Here is a 22,878-nt window from a genome sequence, read left to right as displayed (position 1 = left end):
CGGATGAGGGATTTCTTTCAAGACACAAAATTAACAGGGAAACATTTCCGGGTAGCACTTTTGCTATCGTTTATGTTGGCCTTGCTTGTCGCATTAATTTTATCACAAGTATATCGTATGCGTTATTCAAGTGTGATGGAGACATATAACAAAGAGATGGAGACAGCGGTCAATATTACCGAAGTGTATGTCAATGAAAAAGTAAAGGATGTTGATTCAACCATAAGAATTTTGGCCAACACGGATGCAGTAAAGGCTTATGTGGAATCATCACAAGAGGATCATCAAAAGCAAGTGGAAAATTTATTTGCCAAATATGTTCGCAATCATTTGGCCATTACCCAGCTTCGGATATTGGATATGCAAGGAATGGAGAAAGTCCGAGTAGACAAAAGCGAAGAAGGCTTTAAAGTTGTGCCTTTAGAACAAATGCAGGATAAGTCACAACGTTATTATTATCAAGAGGCCGTTGCCAAGGAACAAGATATGATGTATATCTCGGACTTTGATTTGAATATTGAACATGAAAAAGTTGTGATTCCCTATGAACCGACGATTCGGTTTGCGATTAAGCTTTATGATGAGCAAAATCAAGCATTCGGACTTCTTATCATCAATGTGGATGGCTATGCCCTTTTTGATACGATAAAAGAATACGAAGTATCCAACTTAGAGCATAAAGAGATTGGAATTTTGGACCATAACAATTATTGGTCTTTTAGTAATATTGTTAACGATGAAAATAATCTCGAAGCAATGGGGCCGGTTTATCTGAATCTGACTGAACGCACTGAATTAGGCATGCTTAAGGACTTAGTAAAACAACATGAAGCTAAGGAAAATGAGTTTAATGCAGGCCAGTATACCTATGAGACAAAGCATATTATCTATAAAAAAATGCGGATTAGTGATAATATCCGATATAGCTTTTCCCAAGATAACTCGGATTGGTTTGTCGTAGGACAATATGATGCAAAAGCTCTCGTAGCTCAGGAACATTTCTTTTTAAAATATATTGTACTAATCACTATAATAAGCAGTTTTTTAGTAGGACTTGTTACATACATGCTTATGATTTTCTATCAAATCAAAGCGAATAATGATTTGCTACTCTTGGCTTCTTCTTATATTTCGGACAACTCACATGATGGAATTATTATCCTAGACAGAAAACGCAAGATTTTATATTACAATGAAGTCTTTGAGGCAATATTCTCTGTTGAAGAGCACCAATTTATCAATAAGCATATTCGCACACTGTTTAAAAATAAAATTGACATGCGAAAAGATGTTGACGCACATAATATACTATGGAAAGGTAATATTTGGAATAAAACCCAGTATGGAAATATCGTCTGTAAACATTTGACCATTAAAGGGGTAAAAAATGCGCAAAATCACATTGCCTATTACATAGGTATATATGTAAACCCGGAAGAAGCACAAATAAATCAACAACCATTTTTACGCGATGGAATGAATGCATTTTTAATGTCAAGACAAGAGGTCCAAACCATTGGACAAGAAGTGCAATATAGGTATGACAAGGCTCAAAACTATTTGATTCTTACCATTCAACTCAAGGGAAGTATTCGAAAAATGTTTGAAGCCAATCAGATGCTTCATGGAAAGTTCCTTGAGACCATGCTTGAGGGGCTACGTGACAATCCAGAGATCTATATGTTTGCAACGCCTCGAACGGATATGGTTATTATGGGATGCCATAATACACAAAAAGAATATGATGAGTTTGAAATCAAAGAAATAATTGATCGCATCAAAGGAATGTTTGTAGAGGCTAGAAGTACGATGCATCTTGAACAACTAGATATCAATTTTAACATAGGTGTTGCTCTACAAGGCAAGCATGGAGAAGACGCCGAAGCGGTGTTGAAGAATTCTATGGTTGCACTGGAAGCATTGATTAAGTTTAAGAAAAATCAGTATTTGCTTTACGATAAAAAATACCATGATTCGATTAAGCAAGATCTAAAAATTCGAGATGCTTTAGAGCAAGCATTTGATAATAATGAATTTAATGTGTTATATCAACCACAGTTTAGTGTTAAGGATAATCAAATTATAGGGGCAGAAGCGCTAGTTCGCTGGAACAGCAACACATTAGGCAATGTATCTCCGGACCGTTTTATTCCAATTCTTGAAGAGACAGAGGATATCTTTAGACTGGGACTACATGTTTTAGAACTCATTCAAGAGGACTTTCAAAAGTTTAAACCCAATAGAAAAAAATTTAGAATATCGTTTAACTTATCAGCAAAGGAGTTTCTAAATAAAAAACTGTTGGATGCAGTTGTTGAACGACTAAAGGAACTGCTTGAGAGTGGATTAAGTGTATGTGTTGAAATTACAGAGACCGCATTAATTGAAAACTTTGAGTTTGCAAATAGTACGATCAAAGCATTAAGAGATTTAGGAATTGAAGTTGCCATTGATGATTTTGGAACGGGATATTCATCATTAAGCTATTTAAAAACATTGTCAACAACAGAATTAAAAATTGACCGCATGTTCATACGCGAGTATCCGGATCAAGATGACGGAAAAATCATCAAAGGTATTATAGGTATGGGTAAGGCAATCCAAATGCACTTGGTGGCAGAAGGCATAGAAACCAACGAACAGCTAGAACTCATCAAAGAAATTGAATGTGACTGCTATCAGGGATATCTGGCATCAAAACCAATATCCATTGAAGAAATGAAAAAAAGATATGATTTTTAATCATATCTTTTTTTAAAATGGTAATTTTGGAGGAAGCTGAAAAAAGGTAGATGGTTAAATAAAATAATGTAGATGAATCCTAAGTCTTGTAGATTTTAATCCAGGCATATTTTTGTTAGCGTATAGATAGGTGAAAAACGTTTATGTTCATCTGATACAGCAGCGAAAAATAAAAGTGGAGGTTTATGATGGAAACAAGAAATGGATTTATTACATCAATAATTGAGAATATGTCTGCAGATGAAAAAATAGGAGGCTTATTGACATTGGGATTTTCGGGGACAATGCCTCGAAAGCACATTTATGAGTTTATTACCAAGTATCATTGTGGAGGGTTAAGACTATCTCCGACGATCCGATCTTTTGGCAATTATGTGGACCCTGAGAGTGGGCAAGTAACAGTAAAAGTTGATAATCAGCATTTTCTAAAAGGCAGTCAGCAACCCCTGATGGAGCTTGAACAGTATAAACAAGTGCTTCAAGACTTACAAGATCTTGCCATGAAAAGACCAAGTGGCATCCCTCTACACTTTAGTTTTGATCAAGAGGGAGGAACAAGTGCGGATTTTAACTTTGGGGGTGTTGAGCTTTTTCCAAAACCCATGGGCATTGCAGCAACGGGGAATAAGGATAATGCCTATCGTGTAAGTGAAGCAGTGGCCAAGCAGAGCTTAAGTGTTGGCTTTAATTATATGCATTCGCCGGTACTCGATATAAATACAAATCCACGTAATCCCGAGATATATACCCGAGCGTTTTCAGATGATGTAGCCATGGTTATCGAATATGCACGGGAAGCGTGTAAAGGATTAAAAGATGCCAATATGGTTGCTACCGGGAAGCACTTTCCCGGACGTGGAGATTCAGATGTTGATGCCCACTATCATCTTCCGGTAATTGATGTGGACAAAGAAACCCTTTATCAGCGGGAATTACTACCCTACAAAGTACTGATAGAAGAAGACCTTCTTCCTTCAATTATGATTGCCCATAGTATTTATCCGGCCCTTGACCCGGACAATGTAGCCACAGTTTCTTATAAAATTGTGACACAGATTTTACGTGATGAGCTTGGGTTTAAAGGGGTTATTACAACAGATTCTATGACAATGGGAGCACTAGCCAGTCGGTATGGAGTTGCCAATGCATGTGCTATGAGTTTAGTAGCCGGATGTGACTTAATACTTATGAAGGCAGAAAATAACCTTGTGGAGGAAACGATTGACAAGATAAAACAATTTCTTCAAGAGGGCAAGCTGACATGGCAAGCTATTGATGAGAAACTCTATCGCATCCTTAAGTTAAAGTATGATTATCATATGTTTGACGGTATTACATATCAAAATCCGACCCAAGTGATTCGCTCTGGACAATACAGTCAACTTGCTAGTGATATCGGGCGACGCTCCATTATGGACTATGGTACCAAAAAAATTCCAACGCCTCTTGACCTTAAGAAAAAAACCTTGATTATAGAACAGATGAATAAAGGGGTTCCCAATAATGGATATTGGTATGATGGATATTTCTATCATCAATCCCTAAAGCATGGCCTTAATGCAGAATTTTATGAAATTGATTATGTGATCGATGCGCAGGATCAAGAGACGATATTAGAGTTATGCCATCAATATGAACGCATTATAATCACAAATTTTTATGTACGGTCTAAAAAGGCTAATAATAATTTTGTTGACGAACTAGCAAAGACCTTTGCGGGTGAATTGATTACCTTGGTCAACACACCCTATAGCTTGACGCAACCCAAAAACAATCCTTATAGTGTCTTAACCTTTGCAACCACACCTAGAAACTTAGACGCGGTATGTGCCTATTTATATAAAGGCATACAACCTTTAAGCCATATGCCTATAAAACAAGGAGGTCAAAGCAATGAATAGACCTTTAATTGCGATTGATTCGGACGGATGTGTGTTTGATACGATGACCATAAAACATCAAGCTTTTTTTTACCCAAAACTTATCGAGGTGTTTGAATTTGAGGATAGGGAGCAAGACATATATAAGCGTTGGCTTGATATTAATTTATACCAGGCGACTAGAGGCGTGAATCGATTTTACGGTTTATACTTGCTTTTTCAAGAGATCAAAGGCCAGCAAGGAGTTACTACGGAACGCCTAAGGACATATGAAACCTATATTAAAAATCAAGCGACCTATAATGTGGAGAGCTTAAGGAAGTGGTACGAAGAGACCCAAGATGAATGGGTGGGGCGAGTCCTTAAGTGGTCTGCTGCTGTGAATCAAGCGATTGAAAAATCAATGCCTGTGGTGGAGCCTTTTATCGGAGTGAGGGCGTTTTTAGAAGCCGCCGCACAACGGTATCAAATAGCCGTCGTGTCCTCGGCCAATGCACAAGCTCTTGAGACAGAGTGGACCCAAAGTGGTCTGATACAGTATGTTGACTATCTAAAAAGTCAAAATGATGGTACCAAGGCAGAGATTTTAGCCCAGTTCATTGCGTCCGGCATTGCCAAGGAGAATATCCTTATGATTGGCGATGCCCCAGGAGATCAAAAAGCAGCAAGAGAGAATGGATGTCTTTTTGAATGGATTCATGTGGGTCAAGAGCAGCAATGCTTTGAACGCTTGACTAATCTTCTTACACAGGCGCCTTCAACTGAGCGCTATAACATGGCTATGAATCATATCTTAAACCAAGTGAGAGCCAATCTAGAGTATTTTACCCAAGGTTTTCCCCATGTAAGCGAAAATGGAATCTACTGCCAAGAAGTCAATCGTTTGTGGACAGCTAGCTTTTTTCCGGGAATGACGTATCTAGCTTATAAGATAACGGGAGAGACACACTTTTTAAAAAATCGACAAGCGTATTTGGAGTCTTTTAAGAAGCGGTGTTATCATGGACATATGGATACCCATGATATTGGTTTTTTGTTTTGGCATACCTATATCCAAGACTATCAGTTGGAACCCAAAGAAGCGTCAAAATGCGTTATCATTGATGCGGCTGATAAATTAATGGAACGCTATCATGAAGGTGGCAAATTTATACAAGCTTGGGGAAAGATGGATGAAGAGACGCCATCAACACGTATTATCATCGACTGCATGATGAACTTGGAGTTCTTAATTGAAGTATCTCGTATGACTCAGGAGCCTTCCTATGCACAGGCGGCCATTAACCATGCAAAATTATCTGCAAGAACCCTAGTGCGTGAAGATGGTTCAACCTATCATACGTATTATATTGATAAAAAAACCGGTTGCCCGATTGAAGGGAAAACACATCAAGGACACCGGGATGAATCTACATGGGCAAGAGGTCAGGCATGGAGTGTCTACGGTTTTGCTAAAATGTATCAGTTGACTCAAGAGCCGATGTTCTTAGACACAGCGATTGCATCGGCAAAAGTGTATATTGAAAACCTTCCAAAGGATTTTGTACATTATTGGGACTTTGACTTTACTGATGCCAACCCGGATGTTCGGGATAGTTCAGCAGCAAGTATAGGGGCTGCAGGTCTCTTGATTTTAGATGAATGTTTGTCAGAGCAAAAGACGTATTACGCAACCTATGCAGCCCAAATTATTGATGGGTTGATGCAAAAGTATATGTATCCTGACGTTCGTCTAGGAGGTGGTATTTTAAAAGAAGGTATATACCATCGTAACGAAGGGTTTAACGAGGCGACAAGTTGGGGGGATTATTATTTCTTAGAAGCCTTAATGCAGCTAAGAGGGAAGAATCAATAAGCGGAGTGTTGTTTTTGTAGATGTGATGTGAAAAAAAGTGTATACTATGAAGATATTAAGAAAGGTAGACCGATATGAAGTATTGCGTATTTACCCGTATATGCCATGGTGTTATACTTTGAACTGTTAACGAACGCATTACGGCGCCAGTGAAGTGTTCCACAAAAATTCAATCGGGGGTACTTTTATGAAAAAGATTGTTTCAATTATGTTAATCTTAAGTATGGTTTTGAGTTTGGCAGCATGTGCCGGTGATTCTGAAACCAAGCAAAGCAGTAGTACAGCAAGTAATGAATCGAAAGATCAATCAGCAGATAATGGGGCATCAGATACAGACGTTCTAGATACTTATGTTAGTGAAGAACCGTTAGAGCTTACTTTACATATGCATTTTCGTAACGCTTATGCATACAATGATGATTGGCCTGTGTTTAAAGAGGCAGAGCGTTTAACCAATGTCAGCCTAAAAGGTGTCGCACCAACGTCGGCAACGGATACCCAAGAAGTATTTAATCTATTGATGGTATCTGGAGAACTACCGGATATTGTCGAAGGAAATAACTTGCGTGATGACTTTATTAAATATGGTATGGAAGGTGCCTTTATTCCACTAGAAGATTTAATTGCAGAACATGCACCGAATATCCAAAAGTTTATTGATGCCCATCCCTATGTAAAAACATATTCTTCAGGACCGGATGGACATATGTACTATATTCCATATGTACCTGATGGTAGTGTTGGAAAGGGATATTTTATTCGTAAGGACTGGCTGGATAAGCTAGGGCTTGATATTCCTAAAAATGTTGATGAACTCTATACGGTATTAACAGCCTTTGCCAATGATGACCCAAATGGAAATGGACAAAAGGATGAGATTCCATATTTTTCCCGTCATGTCGGAGAGAACTTCAAGGACAATGAGGCAATACGCCTTGCACATTTTTGGGGAGCACGAACGGACCTTTTTGTTGATGAGACAGGCAAAGTACAGCATGGCTTGGTATCTGAAGAATTCAAAGAAGGTATGATTAATGTAGCAAAATGGTATGCAGAAGGTTTGATTGATCCGGAAATCTATACGCGAGGATCAAAGGCTAGAGATATTGCCTTGGGAAATGATATTGGCGGTATGACACATGACTGGTTTGGTTCAAGCGCAAGCTATAACACAACCTTAGCAGATACGATTGAAGGATTTGAATTTGTGGCGATTGCGCCTCCAGCCGATGTGAATGGGGATGTCTGGGAAGAGTTTAACCGTGAACTTGTAAAACCCGATGGATGGGCAATTACAGCAGCCAACGAGCATGTAGTAGAAACTATCAAGTATTTTGATTTTTGGTTTACAGAAGAAGGACGTCGCCTTATCAACTATGGTATTGAAGGAGAGCAATATGATATGATTGATGGAAAGCCTGTCTTTAAACCAGAAGTACTTAATGGCGATAAAAGTGTTCAGGCACAGTTATGGGATATTGGTGGGCAAGTGCCTATCGGCTTCTTCCAAGACTTTGACTATGAACTTCAAACCTATAATGACATTGCAGCCGAAGGGGCAAAGATGTATGTCGATAATGACTATGTCGTGGATGCTTTTCCTTTAGTTGCCTTCAATGAAGAAGAACAAAAAATCTTCGACGAACTTAATACAAATATTGAGACCTATATGATGGAAACTCACCAACGATGGATTCTTGGTGGAGAAACGGTTGAAGCGGGTTGGGATGCTTATATAAATCGACTTAATGAACTTGGATTTCAAGAGTACTTAGAAATTCATCAATCGGCATATGATCGTCTAAAATAATGAAGATACCTTAGGAAAATGGGGCTGTTACGATAGCCCCTTATTCCTATGTTTACTTAATATTATAATCAATGGGGTGATGTTTTGATTCGGCGTAAGTATTTTAAACGTCTATTGTTAATATTTATATCGTTTACACTTGTTTATGGGCTAATCCTGACAAGTTTTTTTGTGTATCAGAGCAAAAAAAATCTGGAAAATCAGCAACTTAACAGCAAAATCAGCTATGCAAATCAAATGGCAAGAAATATTGATCAACGGGTGGCAAGTCTTTTGAAATATATCGATACGCTATATCTAGACAGTGATTTTAAAGAATATATTATTAATGATGGTAATTATTACTCCATCACACGTGTTCATGAAAAACTTCGGCGGGATATGTCGGTTTTTTCGGATTTGGGTGCGCGCATTGCCTTGACCAAATATGAAGACGACCTGTTTATTACCAATCAAGCGACCATGAGTCGCGAAGAATTTAATAAAAATTTTTTCTTTGGGCAACAAGAGCAAGAAAAAATTCAACAGTTTTATATCAATGGAGAAAATAGGGCCTATTATATTTTTAATGATCGTGACAATATTAATATCGTCCTGATGACCGTCAATAAATACAGTGCAAAAAATAAACTTTTAGTTATTCAAACGATTACCAAGAAAAATATAGATCCAATCAAAGAAGATGAGCATCTTGAAGTCAAAATTCTAAATGAGGGTGCTATTGGCATGCCCAATATTGAAAATCAGCATCGTATTGAAGAGGGAACAATAACAGTCACACGAAAGTCGACCATCATTCCCAATCTAATATATATTATCGATCTACCTTATACCAAGCAAAATTTTGCCCTTCAGCAATACTTAACGGGGATTATAATTTATGTGGGAATTGTTCTCATAGGTGGTTTTATTGCACTTGTCTTTGCCAAGTCCATGTATCGACCAATTGAATTCATTATGCAGGCGTTCGAAGAGGAAGAGGGGACCAAAGACGACGAGTTTGCCTTTTTATCCAAAATCACCCAAGATATCAGACAGGCGAATGAACAACTTAAGATCACCATTAATGAGAATAAGGTGGATTTACGGACAAAATTCATTCGTGAGTTAATTCATGGTTTGGTAATTGAACCAGAGGGCGATGCCTTAATTAAGAGTTACCACTTAAACTATTTGGACCGAGCCCCACGTATGGTCTTGTTTAATGTTCAGGAAGTGGATGCAACCCTCGAAAACTATCTTAGTGAAGCCAAAAACAGTATTAATCAAAGTATATTTACCATTTTGGAAAAAGCTTTGACAATTGAAGGATGCTTTTATGAATTAACTGAACTCAACTATGATTTATATGGATTGATTGTCTCGGACTGGGAAGAAGAAAAGCTAAAAAAAATGTTGAGTAAAATGATGGGAACGATTCAGGTCGATGAAAGTATTGATATTGTGGCGATTATTGGTGAAGATGTTGAGAATATATACCAACTTAACCAATCCTTTCAATCGTGTATTTCGGTATTAGATTATCGTTCAAGTTTTGATAAGCGGGCTATTATCAGCATAGGCGATATGGAAGAGCTCTTTGGGGTTGATGTCTATGCCTATCCGGTAGATTTGGAAAAAGATTTAATCATATCCACGTTACAAGGCCAGCATAAGCAAGTTGAACAGATATTTAAGCGCTTATATAAGATGAACTTTGTTGAAAAATCAATTAAGGAACAAGAAAAACGTAATTTAATCATGGCGCTGATTGGAACCATTCGACGGGTACATCTAAAGATACAGTTTAAAAATGAGGTTGATGAATTAGAGATTAGTCGTATTTTTGAGAATAACCGTTATGGTGAAGAAGAACTTTTTGAACATATTAAGGTCATATTTTTGAATTATTGCGATATTGTCAAAAAACGTTCGCAGTCCAAGGCGATTGAATATTCAACAGAAATGATGAGCTATATTACAGAGCATTACCATGAAGATATTTCACTTGAAGAGGTTTCAACCCATTTGAACTTGTCCACAGGTTACTTTAGTACCATATTCAAAAAAGAGACTGGGGAAAATTTTAAGGGATATCTAAACAAATATCGGGCACAAAAAGCCAAGGAATTATTAGAAGAAAATCCAAATATAAAAATTAAGGACCTAGCAATCCGAGTAGGATATTATAATGTGAACTCTTTTATACGGATGTTTAAAAAGTATGAAGGCACCTCACCCGGAGAATATGCCAAAAGAATTAAAGAATAAAAATGAAATAAAGTAGATAGTGTATGAAATGTAGACAAGATTTTCGTAGTTTTGTAGATGATTCGATATAGTGAAGATTTATCGCCAGAAAAGGAGATGCTATAGTTGAATCAATAAAACAAAGGAGGCGGACAGTCTTGTCTACATTTATATCAGAAAACAAAAAAAGATTCAGTTTTTATGCGTTTAAACGAAACCTTTATAGAGATCGATACCTCTATCTCTTATTAGCACCTATGATCATATGGATTATCTTATTTAAGTATAAGCCCCTATATGGACTGCAAATTGCATTTAAAGATTATAACCTATATAAAGGGATTGCAGAAAGTCCTTGGGTAGGGCTTGAGCATTTTAAAACCTTTTTTACCGGACCTTATTTTTACCGAACGATTCGTAATACATTTTTACTTAACTTGATGATCTTAGCCTTTGGCTTTCCGGCGCCCATAATATTGGCTTTATTGCTCAATGAAGTAAAGCATCTCAAATTCAAGAGTTTTGTTCAGACGGCAACATACCTGCCCCATTTTATTTCATCAGTTATCGTAGCCGGCATTGTTATCAATTTTTTGTCGCCATCGACAGGGGTTGTTAATGTAATTATTGAACGCCTAGGATTTGAACGGATATACTTTTTAATCAAACCGGAATTATTTCGAGGGATATTTGTAGGAATGGAGATTTGGCAAGAGGCCGGTTTTAAGTCCATCGTCTTCTTAGCAGCGCTTGCAGGCATTGATCAGCAGTTGTATGAAGCCGCAAAAATTGATGGGGCTAATCGGTTTAAACAAATGTTACATGTTACGATTCCTGGGCTTCTTCCTACAATTATGATTATGTTTATTATTCAAATCGGTAATTTGGTAACGCTATCTTTTGAAAAAATTATCCTTTTGTACAATCCTTCAACCTATGAGACCGCAGATGTACTAGGTTCCTATGTCTATCGTATAGGTCTTGTAGACGCACAATATGATCTTGCGGCAGCAGTGGGCTTGTTTGAGACACTTGTTGCATTTGTCCTTGTGGTCGGAGCCAATAAGTTGAGCAAACATTTAACCAAAAATTCACTTTGGTAAAAATATGTGAAGAAGGAGAACGGAAAATGAAGGAAAAAAATAATGGTGGAAAAATTTTTACAATTTTTAATGTGATTTTGTTAAGTGTCATCGCGATACTTGCATTATATCCATTTATTTATGTGCTTTCAGCATCAATCAGTAATGGAGAAGCCGTTGCCGCAGGGCAAGTATTGTTATTCCCTAAAAAAATCAATTTCAATTCATATAAAAAAGTCATGGAATTTAGAGGGCTGTGGGTTGGCTATGCAAATACGATTTTTTATGCGGTGGTTGGTACCGCGACATGTATGTTCTTTAGTGTGACGGGAGCCTATGCCCTGAGTAAAGAACGCCTCATGGGACGCAAGTTCTTTACTATTATGTTGACGTTAACTATGTGGTTTAAGGCGGGAACCGTTCCGGAATTTTTGAATTTTAAATCCTTAGGGCTTTATAATACAAGAGCGGTTCCGATTATAGGATTTGCTATTGTAGCTTTTAATGTGATTATCTTAAAGACATATTTTGAATCCGTTCCAATTTCACTAGAAGAGTCGGCTTCTATTGATGGTGCCAATGATTTGAAAATATTAACAGCTATCTACTTACCACTATCAAAAGCGGGATTAGCCACAGTTGCGTTATTTTATGCAATCAGCAAATGGAACGGTTTTTTCTGGTCAATGATTCTTCTGCGTGATGAGAATAAAGTACCACTTCAAGTGTTATTACGAAAAATGATTATAGAAATGAATGCAACCTCTGAGTTTAGTGATGCAGTGGAGATGGTGCGTCTAGGGTATTCGGTTGAAACCGTCGTCTATGCCACGATTATAGTTTCTATTATACCCATGGTTGTCTTATACCCATTTGTACAAAAGTATTTTACCAAAGGAACAATGGTAGGTGCCGTTAAGGGATAAATATTATAGAGCTAAGTATGTGCAGCTGTTTTGTTGCGTATACTTAGCTCTTGTTATATTTTAATTTAGAGATGTCTAAAAGTGTGGTACAATAGAAGAAATATTTTTAGGAAAGAGACGAGGCTAATATGAATAACAATGATATACTCATACGCTTAAGGTACGCACTGGATATAAAAGATAAGGACATGATAGAGATATTTCGCCTAGGAGAGATTGAGATTTCTCAAGAAGAACTAGATAAATTATTGACAAAATCTTTGGATATCTATCACTTTGATCGACACAGAGAAGATGGAAGCCTGATAGAAGAAGATACAATACAAGACAATGATCATGCAGATGAGGACAATGCGCCTAAAGAAGAGGCGATGGAATGTACGAACCAAATGCTTGAATCGTTTCTTAATGGATTTATTATTTTTAAGCGTGGACGACAAGAACAAAAGCCTGGACAAAAGCCAAAGCAGATATTAACATTAAAAGCCGGAAAAAGCAGCAATAATGTTATGTTAAAAAAACTAAAAATCGCTTTAAACATGACAAGTGAAGATATGCTGAATATATTTGAAAAAGCAGGCGTCAGTGTGTCAAAAAGTGAATTGAGTGCATTCTTTCGAAAAGAAGGGCATAAGCATTACCGTAGTTGTTTAGATAAATATGCTCGAAGCTTTTTAAACGGATTAACCGTGGTATATCGAAAAGAAAAAAAATAAATTATATAGATGTAAAGGAGTAGAGACGGATGATCCATCAAAAAGTAAAGATTAATATTGACAAGGAAAAAGTGATTTTACCCAAAGGTTATGAGACATCATACTGGGAAATCCAGAAGAAAAGAGAAGGGCATCAGGCATCGCTTATAACATATGTCATCGAAAATTCTAAGGAGATTGATCCTAAGAGACAACGCCCAGCAGTTCTTATCTGCCCAGGCGGTGGATACGGGATGAAATCAGAGCGCGAAGCAGAATCTGTGGCTCTGGCAATGAATGCCCGAGGTTTTCAAGCATTTATTTTGGATTACAGTGTTGAACCGGCAGTATTCCCGGAAGCTTTATTACAAGTAGCCAAGGCGACCTCCATTATTCGAGCAAGTGCCAAACAATGGTGTGTCAACCCAGAAAAGATTGTTGTTGCAGGATTTTCAGCCGGGGGACATGTCGCAGCCAGCTTAGGTGTATATTACCACGAGCAATGGTTGGCAGAGTCATTAGGACTGACATTCCAAGATATAACGCCAAATGGTTTGCTCTTATCGTATCCGGTCATTCTTGCCAATGAGTTTGCGCATGAAGGATCCATGATTAATTTATTTGGAAATGAAGAAAAAGTAAATTGGAAGTTTGGTGCACTAGATACCCGTGTTAGTGAAAAGACGCCTCCAACATTTATATGGCATACGTTTGAAGATGCTAGTGTTCCAGTTGAGAATGCATTGGTTTTAGCGACTGCTTTGCGTAAACATCAAGTGCCTTTTGATTTGCATATTTTTCAAAAGGGGGCCCACGGTTTGGCATTGGCATCAGAAGAGACAGCGTGTGAAGGATATCCGAACATAGAAAAATCCTGCCAGCCATGGGTGGATTTATTTGCAACATGGATGGCAGAACAATAATTGAATATATGATATGAATTAGTTGGGACCATTAGTAGGTTATCTCAAAAGAGCGATACGTTGGTGCATTCGTAATTTCTTCGATATGCACTTGATCGACACGAGAAAACCGTGGTCCCTTTTTGATGTGTTCAACAAAAGTGTTGATACGTCGTTCCTCACCTTGGGCTATGATTTCTACTCGACCATCGCGGGTGTTTTTTACCCATCCGTTGATACCGATAGACTGAGCTTGAGTTAATGTATAATAGCGAAAACCAACAGCTTGAACAAGGCCTTCAACAGATAAATGTAGGGTTCGCATATGCATCCTCCTTTAGCGGAACTGGTTGATTCCTTTATCATAATGATAGTTTAGCGTAGCGAGCTTATCCGTAATATCGGTCACAGCACAGTTATGATTCTTGCAAAAGTCATCCAGTGAATCATGATAGTCGCGAAGTTTCGTATTAACAAAACTTAATAATATGACAGGGTCTTTGGGTAACATATGAACTCATACCTTTCTAAAATAGTCAATCGAATGTATTATTAAGACAATTATTATAACATGATATCCTTATTTTGACTACAAAAGCATAAAGGCATGCTTTGATGCTACCCTTTTTATTGAAGATTCACTCGGTTGTTAGTATCGTTATATCGGTTCTTAAATTCCCGTGGAGAGAGTGCGACCAGTTTTTTAAAGGTTTTATAGAAGTTTGAATAATCCGTAAAACCACATTGCTGGCTGATTTCATTCAATGTAAAAGAACTAGAGCTAATTAAAGATTTTGCATAAAGGATTCGGCGTGATTGAATGTATTCTAAGATAGAAAATCCTGTCTCTTTTTTAAACAAATGGCACATATAATATTTATCCATAAAATGACGCTTAGATAAGTCCTCTAGACAATAACGTTGGTGATAGTTCTGATTAAGATCAAGAAGGATGGATTGAATTTTTGAATCAATCTTTAAGTTACCATCATAAAGCTTATTTGAAGGATAACAGTATTTGTATATAGAGTCGGTTTTTAAAAAAAGTTCCAAGGCTAAAACCTTTGCATAAAGAAGGGATTTAGCCTCTTTTTTGCTCAGATGGAGCAACATATTATCAAATAATTGATGAAGTATTTTTTGATCATTTTTATTGGGGCGTAAGTGGTTAAAAAATCCTTTTTTTCGTTCAGTGAAGATTGAAAATACAGGGTAGGCGTCCTTTAGATATTCTGAAAAAACAGAAGGATTAAATAAAATAAATTTTCGTCCATAAGGATTTGTATCTATAATTGAAGGGCGGTGAATTTCGGATGTATTCGTAATAATAAGGTCGCCAGCTTGAAGGTCATAGGTTTGCCCCTCAATGTAATAGCGGATATTGCCTGTAGTAGCCATAAAAATCTCAAAAGCACTATGTAAATGAATCTCTATATTACAATAATCCGTTAAAAAAGAACCTACAAAAAAAGGATGCTCTTCTGGAAAGACTGTAGTTACTTGTGTCATAAAACACACCTCCGATATAACAATATTTGCAATGTTTAGAACAAGAATAACTATGGTAAATAATATCTAAAGCATATAGTATAGTATACATAGATTATACACAATACACAAATCAAATGTTAATATTGATATTATTGTGTGTACTATATGTATAGCACTACTTTGAACAGATATTTCCTTGGATAGAACACAAAAATAGGTATAGGTTACAATGGAGGTATAACAATGAACAAAATACGAATAGGAATTGTTGGTGTTGGTAACATGGGCGCAAGCCATGTAGCACAATTAATGGAAGGACAAGTAAAACGGTGTGAGCTTGTCGCCATATGCGATATTAATAAACAGCGCTTAGATATTATGGAAGAACAATATGGTGAACAATTAGCATATTATGAAAAATATCAAGAGTTTTTGGTACATGATATGGATGCGGTATTAATTGCAACGCCTCATTATGATCATCCGACGATGGGAATGCAGGCGATAGCTGCGGATAGACATATTCTTGTCGAAAAACCTATCGGTGTATATACAAAAGCTGTGGAGGCATTAAACCAAAAAGCACAAGAATCAGACAAAGTCTTTGGGATTATGTATAATCAACGAACAAACCCGTTATATCAAAAAGCGCGAGATATGTTGATATCAGGTGAACTAGGCGAATTAGTACGTGTCAATTGGACGATTACCAATTGGTTTCGCTCTCAACGCTATTACAATTCTGGTGGATGGAGAGCCACTTGGGAAGGCGAAGGTGGAGGGGTATTACTTAATCAATGCCCTCATCAACTTGACATGATTCAATGGATTTGTGGCATGCCAAAGCGGATTCGTGGTTTTTGTGATTATGGAAAATTTCATAACATTGAAGTCGAAGATGATGTGACAGCTTTTTTTGAATATCCAAATGGAGCAACAGGGCTTTTTATTACATCAACAGGAGAAGCACCGGGAACGAATCGACTAGAAATATCAGGAGATCAAGGAAAACTTGTGATTGAAAACAATGAGATTATATTTTATAGAAATATAATAGGAACTCAAGAATATAGTAATACGACATCAGAAGGTTTTAAGCCACCGGAAAATTGGAAGTGCATTATTCCCGTGGAAGCCAAGGCAACAGAACATGTTGGCATTATGCAAAACTTCACAGATGCAATCTTGGATAGAACGCCACTATTAGCACCTGGTAATGAAGGGATTTTTGGATTAACGATAAGTAACGCTATCCACTTATCAAGTTGGATAGATGATTGGGTTGAACTACCTATTGATAGTGAAGTGTATTATGAAAAGCTTCAAGAAAAGATTTCAAAGTCAACATTTTCAAAAGAAGTCGAAGAAGTTGTATTTGACTTAAAAGGTAGTCACTAAGTCGATGTAAAACAAAAAAACAGGAGGATTGTGCCATGAAGCATATACATATATCTGGATTTGCTGATGAGATTTCCAATGATTTTTCAAAGCAAATTCATGAGTTGAATCGATTAGGTATTGACTATATGTCCATTCGAGGTGTTGATGGAAAAAACATTAGTGAATATACACTTGAAGATATTCGTACATCTATTTTACCTAGGTTAATAACGGGAGGAATCAAGATATCTTCCATTGGATCACCCATAGGTAAGATTTATATTCAGGATGAAAAAGGCTTTGCAGAACAAAAAATAATGCTGGAGACATTATGTCAAGCATGCGAGATTCTAGATTGTCAATATATTCGTATTTTTAGTTTTTATATACCCGAGGGCGAAGATCCGGATACTTATGAAGACGACGTCATTCATAAAATGCAAGACTTTGTCAATATTGCAAAAAAATATGATGTGGTTTTGCTGCATGAAAATGAAAAAGATATCTATGGCGATATAGCGCGTAGATGCAAGACGCTGTTTGATAGAATACACTCACCGTATTTTCAAGGTATATTTGATTTTGCTAACTTTGTTCAATGCCAAGAAGATACCCGTACATGTTATGAAATACTAAAAGACAATATAGTATATATTCATATCAAGGACGCCCTATATTTAGAGGGGGACAACGTAGTGTGCGGAACAGGAGATGGCAAAATTCAAGAGCTGTTAGCGGAATTTATTCATCATGGGTACAAAGGGTTTTTGACCCTCGAACCTCATTTGGTATTATTTGATTCGCTTAAGGATCTTGAGCTAAAAGCGTCTTCAGACGTTATTAAGGATGATAAAAAGATGAGCAATGAAGAAGGGTTTGCGATGCAGTATAATGCCCTGTGTGCCATATTAGAAAAAATACAAGGAGAATAAATGATGATACGTGTGGGAGTCATTGGCCTAGGTGATATTTCAAAAGTACATATTCCGATTTTAAAATCCATGAAAAACATTCAACTTATTGCAGTATGTGACCATGATAAGAATCAGTGGTTTGATGATCAATCAATACACTTTTATACAGATTATGTAAAAATGCTTGATCATGAGCGGCTGGATAGTGTTCATATATGTCTTCCTCACTATCTTCACCAACCTATTGCCATGGAATGTGTTGCACGGGGGATACATATTTTTCTTGAAAAACCAATGGGGATTAACTTAGATGAGGCATATGCGTTGAGTGCTCTGGAAAAAAACAACGTAGATATAAAGATGAACCTTTGTCTTCAGAATCGATTGAATAATACATCCATCAAAATGAAGGAACTTATTGAAACAAAAAAGTATGGAAATATTCTAGGAATCAAAGGGATAGTTGCATGGCATCGCTCTCATGAATACTATACATCAAAACCTTGGAGGGGATGCATGGAGCATGCCGGAGGCGGGGTCATGATTAACCAAAGTATTCATACATTAGATTTGATGCAATGGATGGTGGGAAAAATACAGAGCATTCGTGGCAATATTTCTCAGATGCTTGACTATAATATTGAAGTTGAAGATACAGCTAGCGCACATATTGCCTTTGAAAATGGATGTAGCGGCATGTTCTATGCAACAAATGCAAATCCATATAATGCCAGTGTCGAAATTGAAGCAATACTTGAAAAAGGGCGTTTGGTTATTCGAGATAATATACTTTATCTTTGGGATGAAGATGGAGACCATATTCTTGTTGAAGATGAGCGGGTTGAAGGTACTAAATTCTATTATGGAGCAAGTCATAAAAAGCTGATACGCCTCTTTTATGAAGTGCTTGAAAAAAAACATACAAATTATATTCCTTTATGTGAAGGAATAGTCTCAATGCAGATGATCGATGCAATTATTCGTTCATCGCATATAGGAAAAAAAAGCAAGATGGAGGAGAAAAATGGATAAAAAAGGATTAATCGGCGTTCAAATGATGATGTTAAAAGAAAAAGTAGCTGAAGTAGGCATTTATGAAGTTTTTAGACAGTTAAATACAATGGGATATCATTGTGTTGAGATATCTCAGATTCCAATGACAAAAGAAAATGTCAGTCAAATGAAAAAAGGAGCTAAAGATTTCGGAATCAAAATAGCTGCATTATCAGCAGCCGTAGAACCAATGATGCCAGGTATGCCAGGAGAATATCTAAGTACAGACTTTGAAAAAATCGTTCAAGATTGTAAAAATCTTGAGTGCAATTATCTGCGTATAGGCATGCTTCCCATGACGAGAATGGGAGATTACAAAAAATCGGTGGAATTTGCAAAAATAGCAGATGAATATGCAAGAAAACTTGCAGAACATGACATTAAGCTATACTATCATAATCATCATATCGAATTCACAAAATACAATGGAGAGACATTACTAGATATTATCAAAAATAATACAACATATATTGGATTTGAACTCGACGTTCATTGGATTCAGCGTGGAGGGTTAAACCCGGTAGACGTCATTAATCGCTTTGACGGACGCGTGTCTTTATTACATCTAAAAGACTATCGTATTGGTGCGATGGGGCTTGATTTTTCAAAAGAAGTCGATTCGGAAACATTCAAAAAAGCGTTTAACGGCGTTGTGGAATTTGCAGAAGTAGGAGAGGGGACGCTTGATATGCCTGCCATTATTGAAGCCGGCTTAAAGAGTGGTAGTCAATATTTCTTCATTGAACAAGATGATCAATATGGAAAAGACCCCTATGAATGTCTGGAAATTTCTAGAGATAACCTCTATGCAATGGGATACAAAGCGTGGTTTTAATATTTCTAGTGGGAAATGATATAGTATATACTTTGGGGATATGCTATAATTTAAGCATATTGTAAACACGATAAAGAAGTAAGGGTAAAAAGAATTTTATGAACAAAGAGAAATATTGAGATTATAGGTAATGTGAGAGGAGAATAAAATGAGAGGAAAACGATATGCGGCTTTACTTTTTTGTATAGTCTTTATGCATTCCATGTCTTTTATGAATGTTGCAAAGGAGAATACGGTTATTCCGTTTATCTTTGATGAAATGCCAGTGTATTTTGAAGGAGAGTACGTCAACATTGCTAATGAAACGCGTGGATATGTATATACACTTGATGGAAAACACATTGAAACTATGGAGAATGAGAATGAGATTTTAGAAAACGGATATATTAAAGTTGAGCCACGAGGAGAAGAGGCGCAATGGACCGTGTTTACAACTCTAGGTCAAAGAGCTATAGAGGGAGCATATGATCTTTTAATGGTAGTTGAAAACGATATTGCTATTGTGGGCAATGGCACATGGCGACCACCGGGAATCTTTAGCGGAAAATACGGAGCGATAGATTTAAAAACCGGAAAAGTGGTTGTACCATTAGAGTATGAGAGGCTATCGATGTCGGCAGATACATCCTACTTAATTGCTGAAAATGGACACGGAAGTGAGATCAAATACTATGCTTTTGACTTATTGGGAAAAGAGGTAAGTGATCTGCTTACATTTGTTTGTATAGATGAATATGATAACGCGTATTATAAAGTGCTTAACTTAAAGACGGGTTTGGTTGGTCTTGCAGATAAAGACAAAAAGCTTTTAACAGCGATGAATTACGATGAGCTGGGAAGTGTCGTCTTTGAGAGTGCTGTTTTGGTCAAGAAAGATGAGTATTGGGGAGCATCATCTATTGATGGAACAGATAAATTACTGCAGCCAATAGAATATAATCATGCCATAAGTCATCAAAATAAAATGTATTCATTACATAAACGGTCAGCAGAAGAAGAAATTTCATTCTTTTATGGTGATGGAGGATTTGCATTTTCTAGTGGGAAATACAATGAAATCAATGTGGCTTATGGGGATATTATTTATCTGCAAAATCATCAAGATAAACTACTTGCCGGATTTTCTAAAACAGGACAGATAATCGTTGGTCCGTTTAAAGATGCCTATGCTTTCGCTTACGAGCAAGATGATTTTGTGAGAATTTACAGAGGGATGAGTGATAGCGATGTAAGTAGTGTGATGATTATTAATAAATGGGGAGAAATACTCGTTCCATATGACAACGGCGTTTCTTTGAGCAATGATATATCGGAAAAAGGTCTGTCTTTGTATAATTTGGAAAAGGATGCAACGTTAAGAATAATGGCAGATGGTACCCATTTAGCTACGATTTCTACCTCGGGGACTACAGACTACAAACGTGGACATGTAATATTTAACGATGGAAATGATGCGTATGTAACGGATTTAATGGGGAATATATTGATACCAAAGGGACGATACAAGGCACTTTATAGCAGTGAGAGAGTATCTTTTAATTTCGATTTTAAGTCTATGAATGCCCAAGTTGATGATAATACCTATGTGAAAAATAAGCCTCAGATTTATGGAATAGATAAACAAGGCAAGTATGGCGGTTTGGAACTACCCCAAATACCATACATATATAAGGCACATGCATGGGCCAAAAACGATATTGATGAAGCAATTCAAAAAGGTTTGGTTCCAAAAGATCAACAAAGAGATTGGCGAGATACAACAACGCGTGCGGATTTTTGTCGTTTATTAAAACCGCTATTAGATCATTTTGGACAAAACTCAGGAAAACAAGTTGCATTTACAGATACCAATGACCCAGATATTCTAGCCGTTGCGGCTTTAGGAATCGTTCATGGAACGGGAGAGGATAAATTTAGCCCTAATAGACCCCTCACAAGACAAGAGGCAGCCGTCATTCTTGCTAGAACGGCTAGGCTCTTGAGCGTCGAACCAACAGGCGAAGTAAAAATATTTGACGATAGAGCTGATTTTGCGCCATGGGCTAAGGAAGAGATAACCTATGTTAATGGAGTGGTATATGCAAATGATGATGCACGGGTTATGCAAGGCGCATCTGAAAATAAATTCTTACCTCAGAGCTATTATACAAGGGAACAGTCGATCGTCACTATTTTGAGACTATATAGAGCAAAGCGGGACCGTTAATCTATTGTACGGATGTCAAGAACACTTCCGCTAGGATAAGCATCAAATTTATTATCTAAAAAATCAACAATGCGTTTGGCAACGTCACTTGGCGAGGTCAGCGCATTGTTTTCTTTTAAGTCAAGAAAGCGGTCGATGCCAGGAAAGACTTCTTTTGATGCGCCTCGGATAGTCTCTTGCATAGGTGTGTCAATGACACCTGGAGCCATAGAGATAACTTGAATACCATCCTCAACATGGGCTTGTTCTTTTCCAAAGCATTGGGTGAACATATTCAATCCGGTCTTTGAAGTGCAATAGCTACTCCAGCCTTCAATTGGTTTTTTAGCCGCCCCAGAAGAGATGTTTAGGATACGCTTGACGCCGGTATATTCCTGAAGATGTTTAGCAAATTCAGAAGACAAAATCATAGGTACTAAAAGATTGATTGTGATGCTCTCAAAAAAATCATTTGCTTCGCATCGATCGACGGTATTGATGGGCTCAATAATACCTGCATTATTGATTAGGGTAATCGAAGCATATTCAGTCTGATCTAGAGAAAAGAAGATATCAACGACAAGGCCTGGAAGAGCAGCATAATCTACAAGATCAAAATACTTGTGTTCAAAGCGATCCGAAAAATCAGGATTTGGCGTTCGAGATATTCCAATAATATGATGTGAAGGTTGATCAAGCTCTTTGGCAATCGCCGCACCAATCCCCTTTGAAGTTCCAGTGATAATATATAAATGTTTGTCTGCCATAACTAGCTCCTTTCGATTTTGTAATAAAGTGGTAATCATGATAAACCTATTATAACATACATATACATATGATGATAATTACGGAAGGATGAAGAAAAAACAAGAAAATTGCAAATATCCCTTGACATAATG

18 protein-coding genes are annotated in these 22,878 nt (G+C 37.1%); 14 read left to right on the top strand and 4 right to left on the bottom strand.

Annotated features, from left to right (window positions below):
- Positions 1–3 precede the first annotated feature (3 nt).
- From QBE53_16540 to QBE53_16500, 9 genes are all read left to right on the top strand, one after another.
- A complete protein-coding gene (locus tag QBE53_16540; GenBank protein ID WZL81385.1) occupies positions 4–2,742 on the top strand; it encodes an EAL domain-containing protein in 2,739 nt (912 codons plus the stop codon).
- 185 nt (positions 2,743–2,927) lie between these two features.
- Positions 2,928–4,643: a glycoside hydrolase family 3 N-terminal domain-containing protein gene (locus QBE53_16535; GenBank protein ID WZL81384.1), complete on the top strand. Its 1,716-nt coding sequence runs from the start codon at positions 2,928–2,930 to the stop codon at positions 4,641–4,643.
- A complete protein-coding gene (locus tag QBE53_16530) occupies positions 4,636–6,477 on the top strand; it encodes a glycoside hydrolase family 88 protein (protein ID WZL81383.1) in 1,842 nt (613 codons plus the stop codon). Before QBE53_16535 ends, QBE53_16530 begins: the two co-directional genes overlap by 8 nt.
- A gap of 187 nt (positions 6,478–6,664) precedes the next feature.
- On the top strand, positions 6,665–8,287 hold the full coding sequence (locus tag QBE53_16525; GenBank protein ID WZL81382.1) for an extracellular solute-binding protein: 1,623 nt from the start codon (positions 6,665–6,667) through the stop codon (positions 8,285–8,287).
- 84 nt (positions 8,288–8,371) lie between these two features.
- Positions 8,372–10,537 carry a helix-turn-helix domain-containing protein gene (locus tag QBE53_16520; protein ID WZL81381.1) on the top strand — a complete coding sequence of 722 codons (2,166 nt, stop codon included), beginning with the start codon at positions 8,372–8,374 and terminating at the stop codon, positions 10,535–10,537.
- Positions 10,538–10,674: 137 nt separating this feature from the next.
- On the top strand, positions 10,675–11,619 hold the full coding sequence (locus QBE53_16515; protein WZL81380.1) for an ABC transporter permease subunit: 945 nt from the start codon (positions 10,675–10,677) through the stop codon (positions 11,617–11,619).
- Positions 11,620–11,645: 26 nt separating this feature from the next.
- Positions 11,646–12,524, top strand: coding sequence for a carbohydrate ABC transporter permease (locus QBE53_16510; GenBank protein ID WZL81379.1), 879 nt, complete (start codon positions 11,646–11,648; stop codon positions 12,522–12,524).
- Positions 12,525–12,652: 128 nt separating this feature from the next.
- Complete coding sequence (locus tag QBE53_16505; protein ID WZL81378.1) at positions 12,653–13,240, top strand: DUF1456 family protein; 588 nt, start codon at positions 12,653–12,655, stop codon at positions 13,238–13,240.
- A 29-nt stretch (positions 13,241–13,269) separates the two neighbouring features.
- Positions 13,270–14,142: an alpha/beta hydrolase gene (locus QBE53_16500; protein WZL81377.1), complete on the top strand. Its 873-nt coding sequence runs from the start codon at positions 13,270–13,272 to the stop codon at positions 14,140–14,142.
- 31 nt (positions 14,143–14,173) lie between these two features.
- Here the strand turns inward: QBE53_16500 and QBE53_16495 are convergent, their stop codons facing one another.
- From QBE53_16495 to QBE53_16485, 3 genes are all read right to left on the bottom strand, one after another.
- Positions 14,174–14,446 carry an acylphosphatase gene (locus tag QBE53_16495; protein ID WZL81376.1) on the bottom strand — a complete coding sequence of 91 codons (273 nt, stop codon included), beginning with the start codon at positions 14,444–14,446 and terminating at the stop codon, positions 14,174–14,176.
- A 12-nt stretch (positions 14,447–14,458) separates the two neighbouring features.
- Positions 14,459–14,632, bottom strand: a complete 174-nt coding sequence (locus tag QBE53_16490) for a DUF4250 domain-containing protein (protein WZL81375.1) — start codon at positions 14,630–14,632, stop codon at positions 14,459–14,461.
- A 116-nt stretch (positions 14,633–14,748) separates the two neighbouring features.
- Entirely contained in the window at positions 14,749–15,630 is an 882-nt protein-coding gene (locus QBE53_16485; protein WZL81374.1) for an AraC family transcriptional regulator, read from the bottom strand.
- A gap of 225 nt (positions 15,631–15,855) precedes the next feature.
- On the opposite strand from QBE53_16485, the gene QBE53_16480 reads away from it, so the two are divergent.
- From QBE53_16480 to QBE53_16460, 5 genes are all read left to right on the top strand, one after another.
- Positions 15,856–17,010 carry a Gfo/Idh/MocA family oxidoreductase gene (locus tag QBE53_16480; GenBank protein WZL81373.1) on the top strand — a complete coding sequence of 385 codons (1,155 nt, stop codon included), beginning with the start codon at positions 15,856–15,858 and terminating at the stop codon, positions 17,008–17,010.
- Between the two features lie 35 nt (positions 17,011–17,045).
- Positions 17,046–17,924, top strand: a complete 879-nt coding sequence (locus QBE53_16475) for a TIM barrel protein (protein ID WZL81372.1) — start codon at positions 17,046–17,048, stop codon at positions 17,922–17,924.
- Positions 17,925–18,938, top strand: coding sequence for a Gfo/Idh/MocA family oxidoreductase (locus QBE53_16470; protein ID WZL81371.1), 1,014 nt, complete (start codon positions 17,925–17,927; stop codon positions 18,936–18,938).
- Positions 18,931–19,794, top strand: a complete 864-nt coding sequence (locus QBE53_16465; protein ID WZL81370.1) for a sugar phosphate isomerase/epimerase — start codon at positions 18,931–18,933, stop codon at positions 19,792–19,794. Before QBE53_16470 ends, QBE53_16465 begins: the two co-directional genes overlap by 8 nt.
- A 148-nt stretch (positions 19,795–19,942) precedes the next feature.
- Positions 19,943–22,000, top strand: a complete 2,058-nt coding sequence (locus tag QBE53_16460; GenBank protein WZL81369.1) for an S-layer homology domain-containing protein — start codon at positions 19,943–19,945, stop codon at positions 21,998–22,000.
- Here the strand turns inward: QBE53_16460 and QBE53_16455 are convergent.
- Positions 21,997–22,746, bottom strand: a complete 750-nt coding sequence (locus QBE53_16455; protein WZL81368.1) for a (S)-benzoin forming benzil reductase — start codon at positions 22,744–22,746, stop codon at positions 21,997–21,999. The genes QBE53_16460 and QBE53_16455 overlap by 4 nt on opposite strands.
- Between the last annotated feature and the right edge of the window lie 132 nt (positions 22,747–22,878).

Source organism: Vallitaleaceae bacterium 9-2 (assembly GCA_038396585.1).
In the GTDB taxonomy this organism is placed as follows: domain Bacteria; phylum Bacillota; class Clostridia; order Lachnospirales; family Vallitaleaceae; genus UBA1351.
Note: the sequence above shows the minus strand (reverse complement) of the source record. Positions and strands in the feature narration are given on the sequence as shown.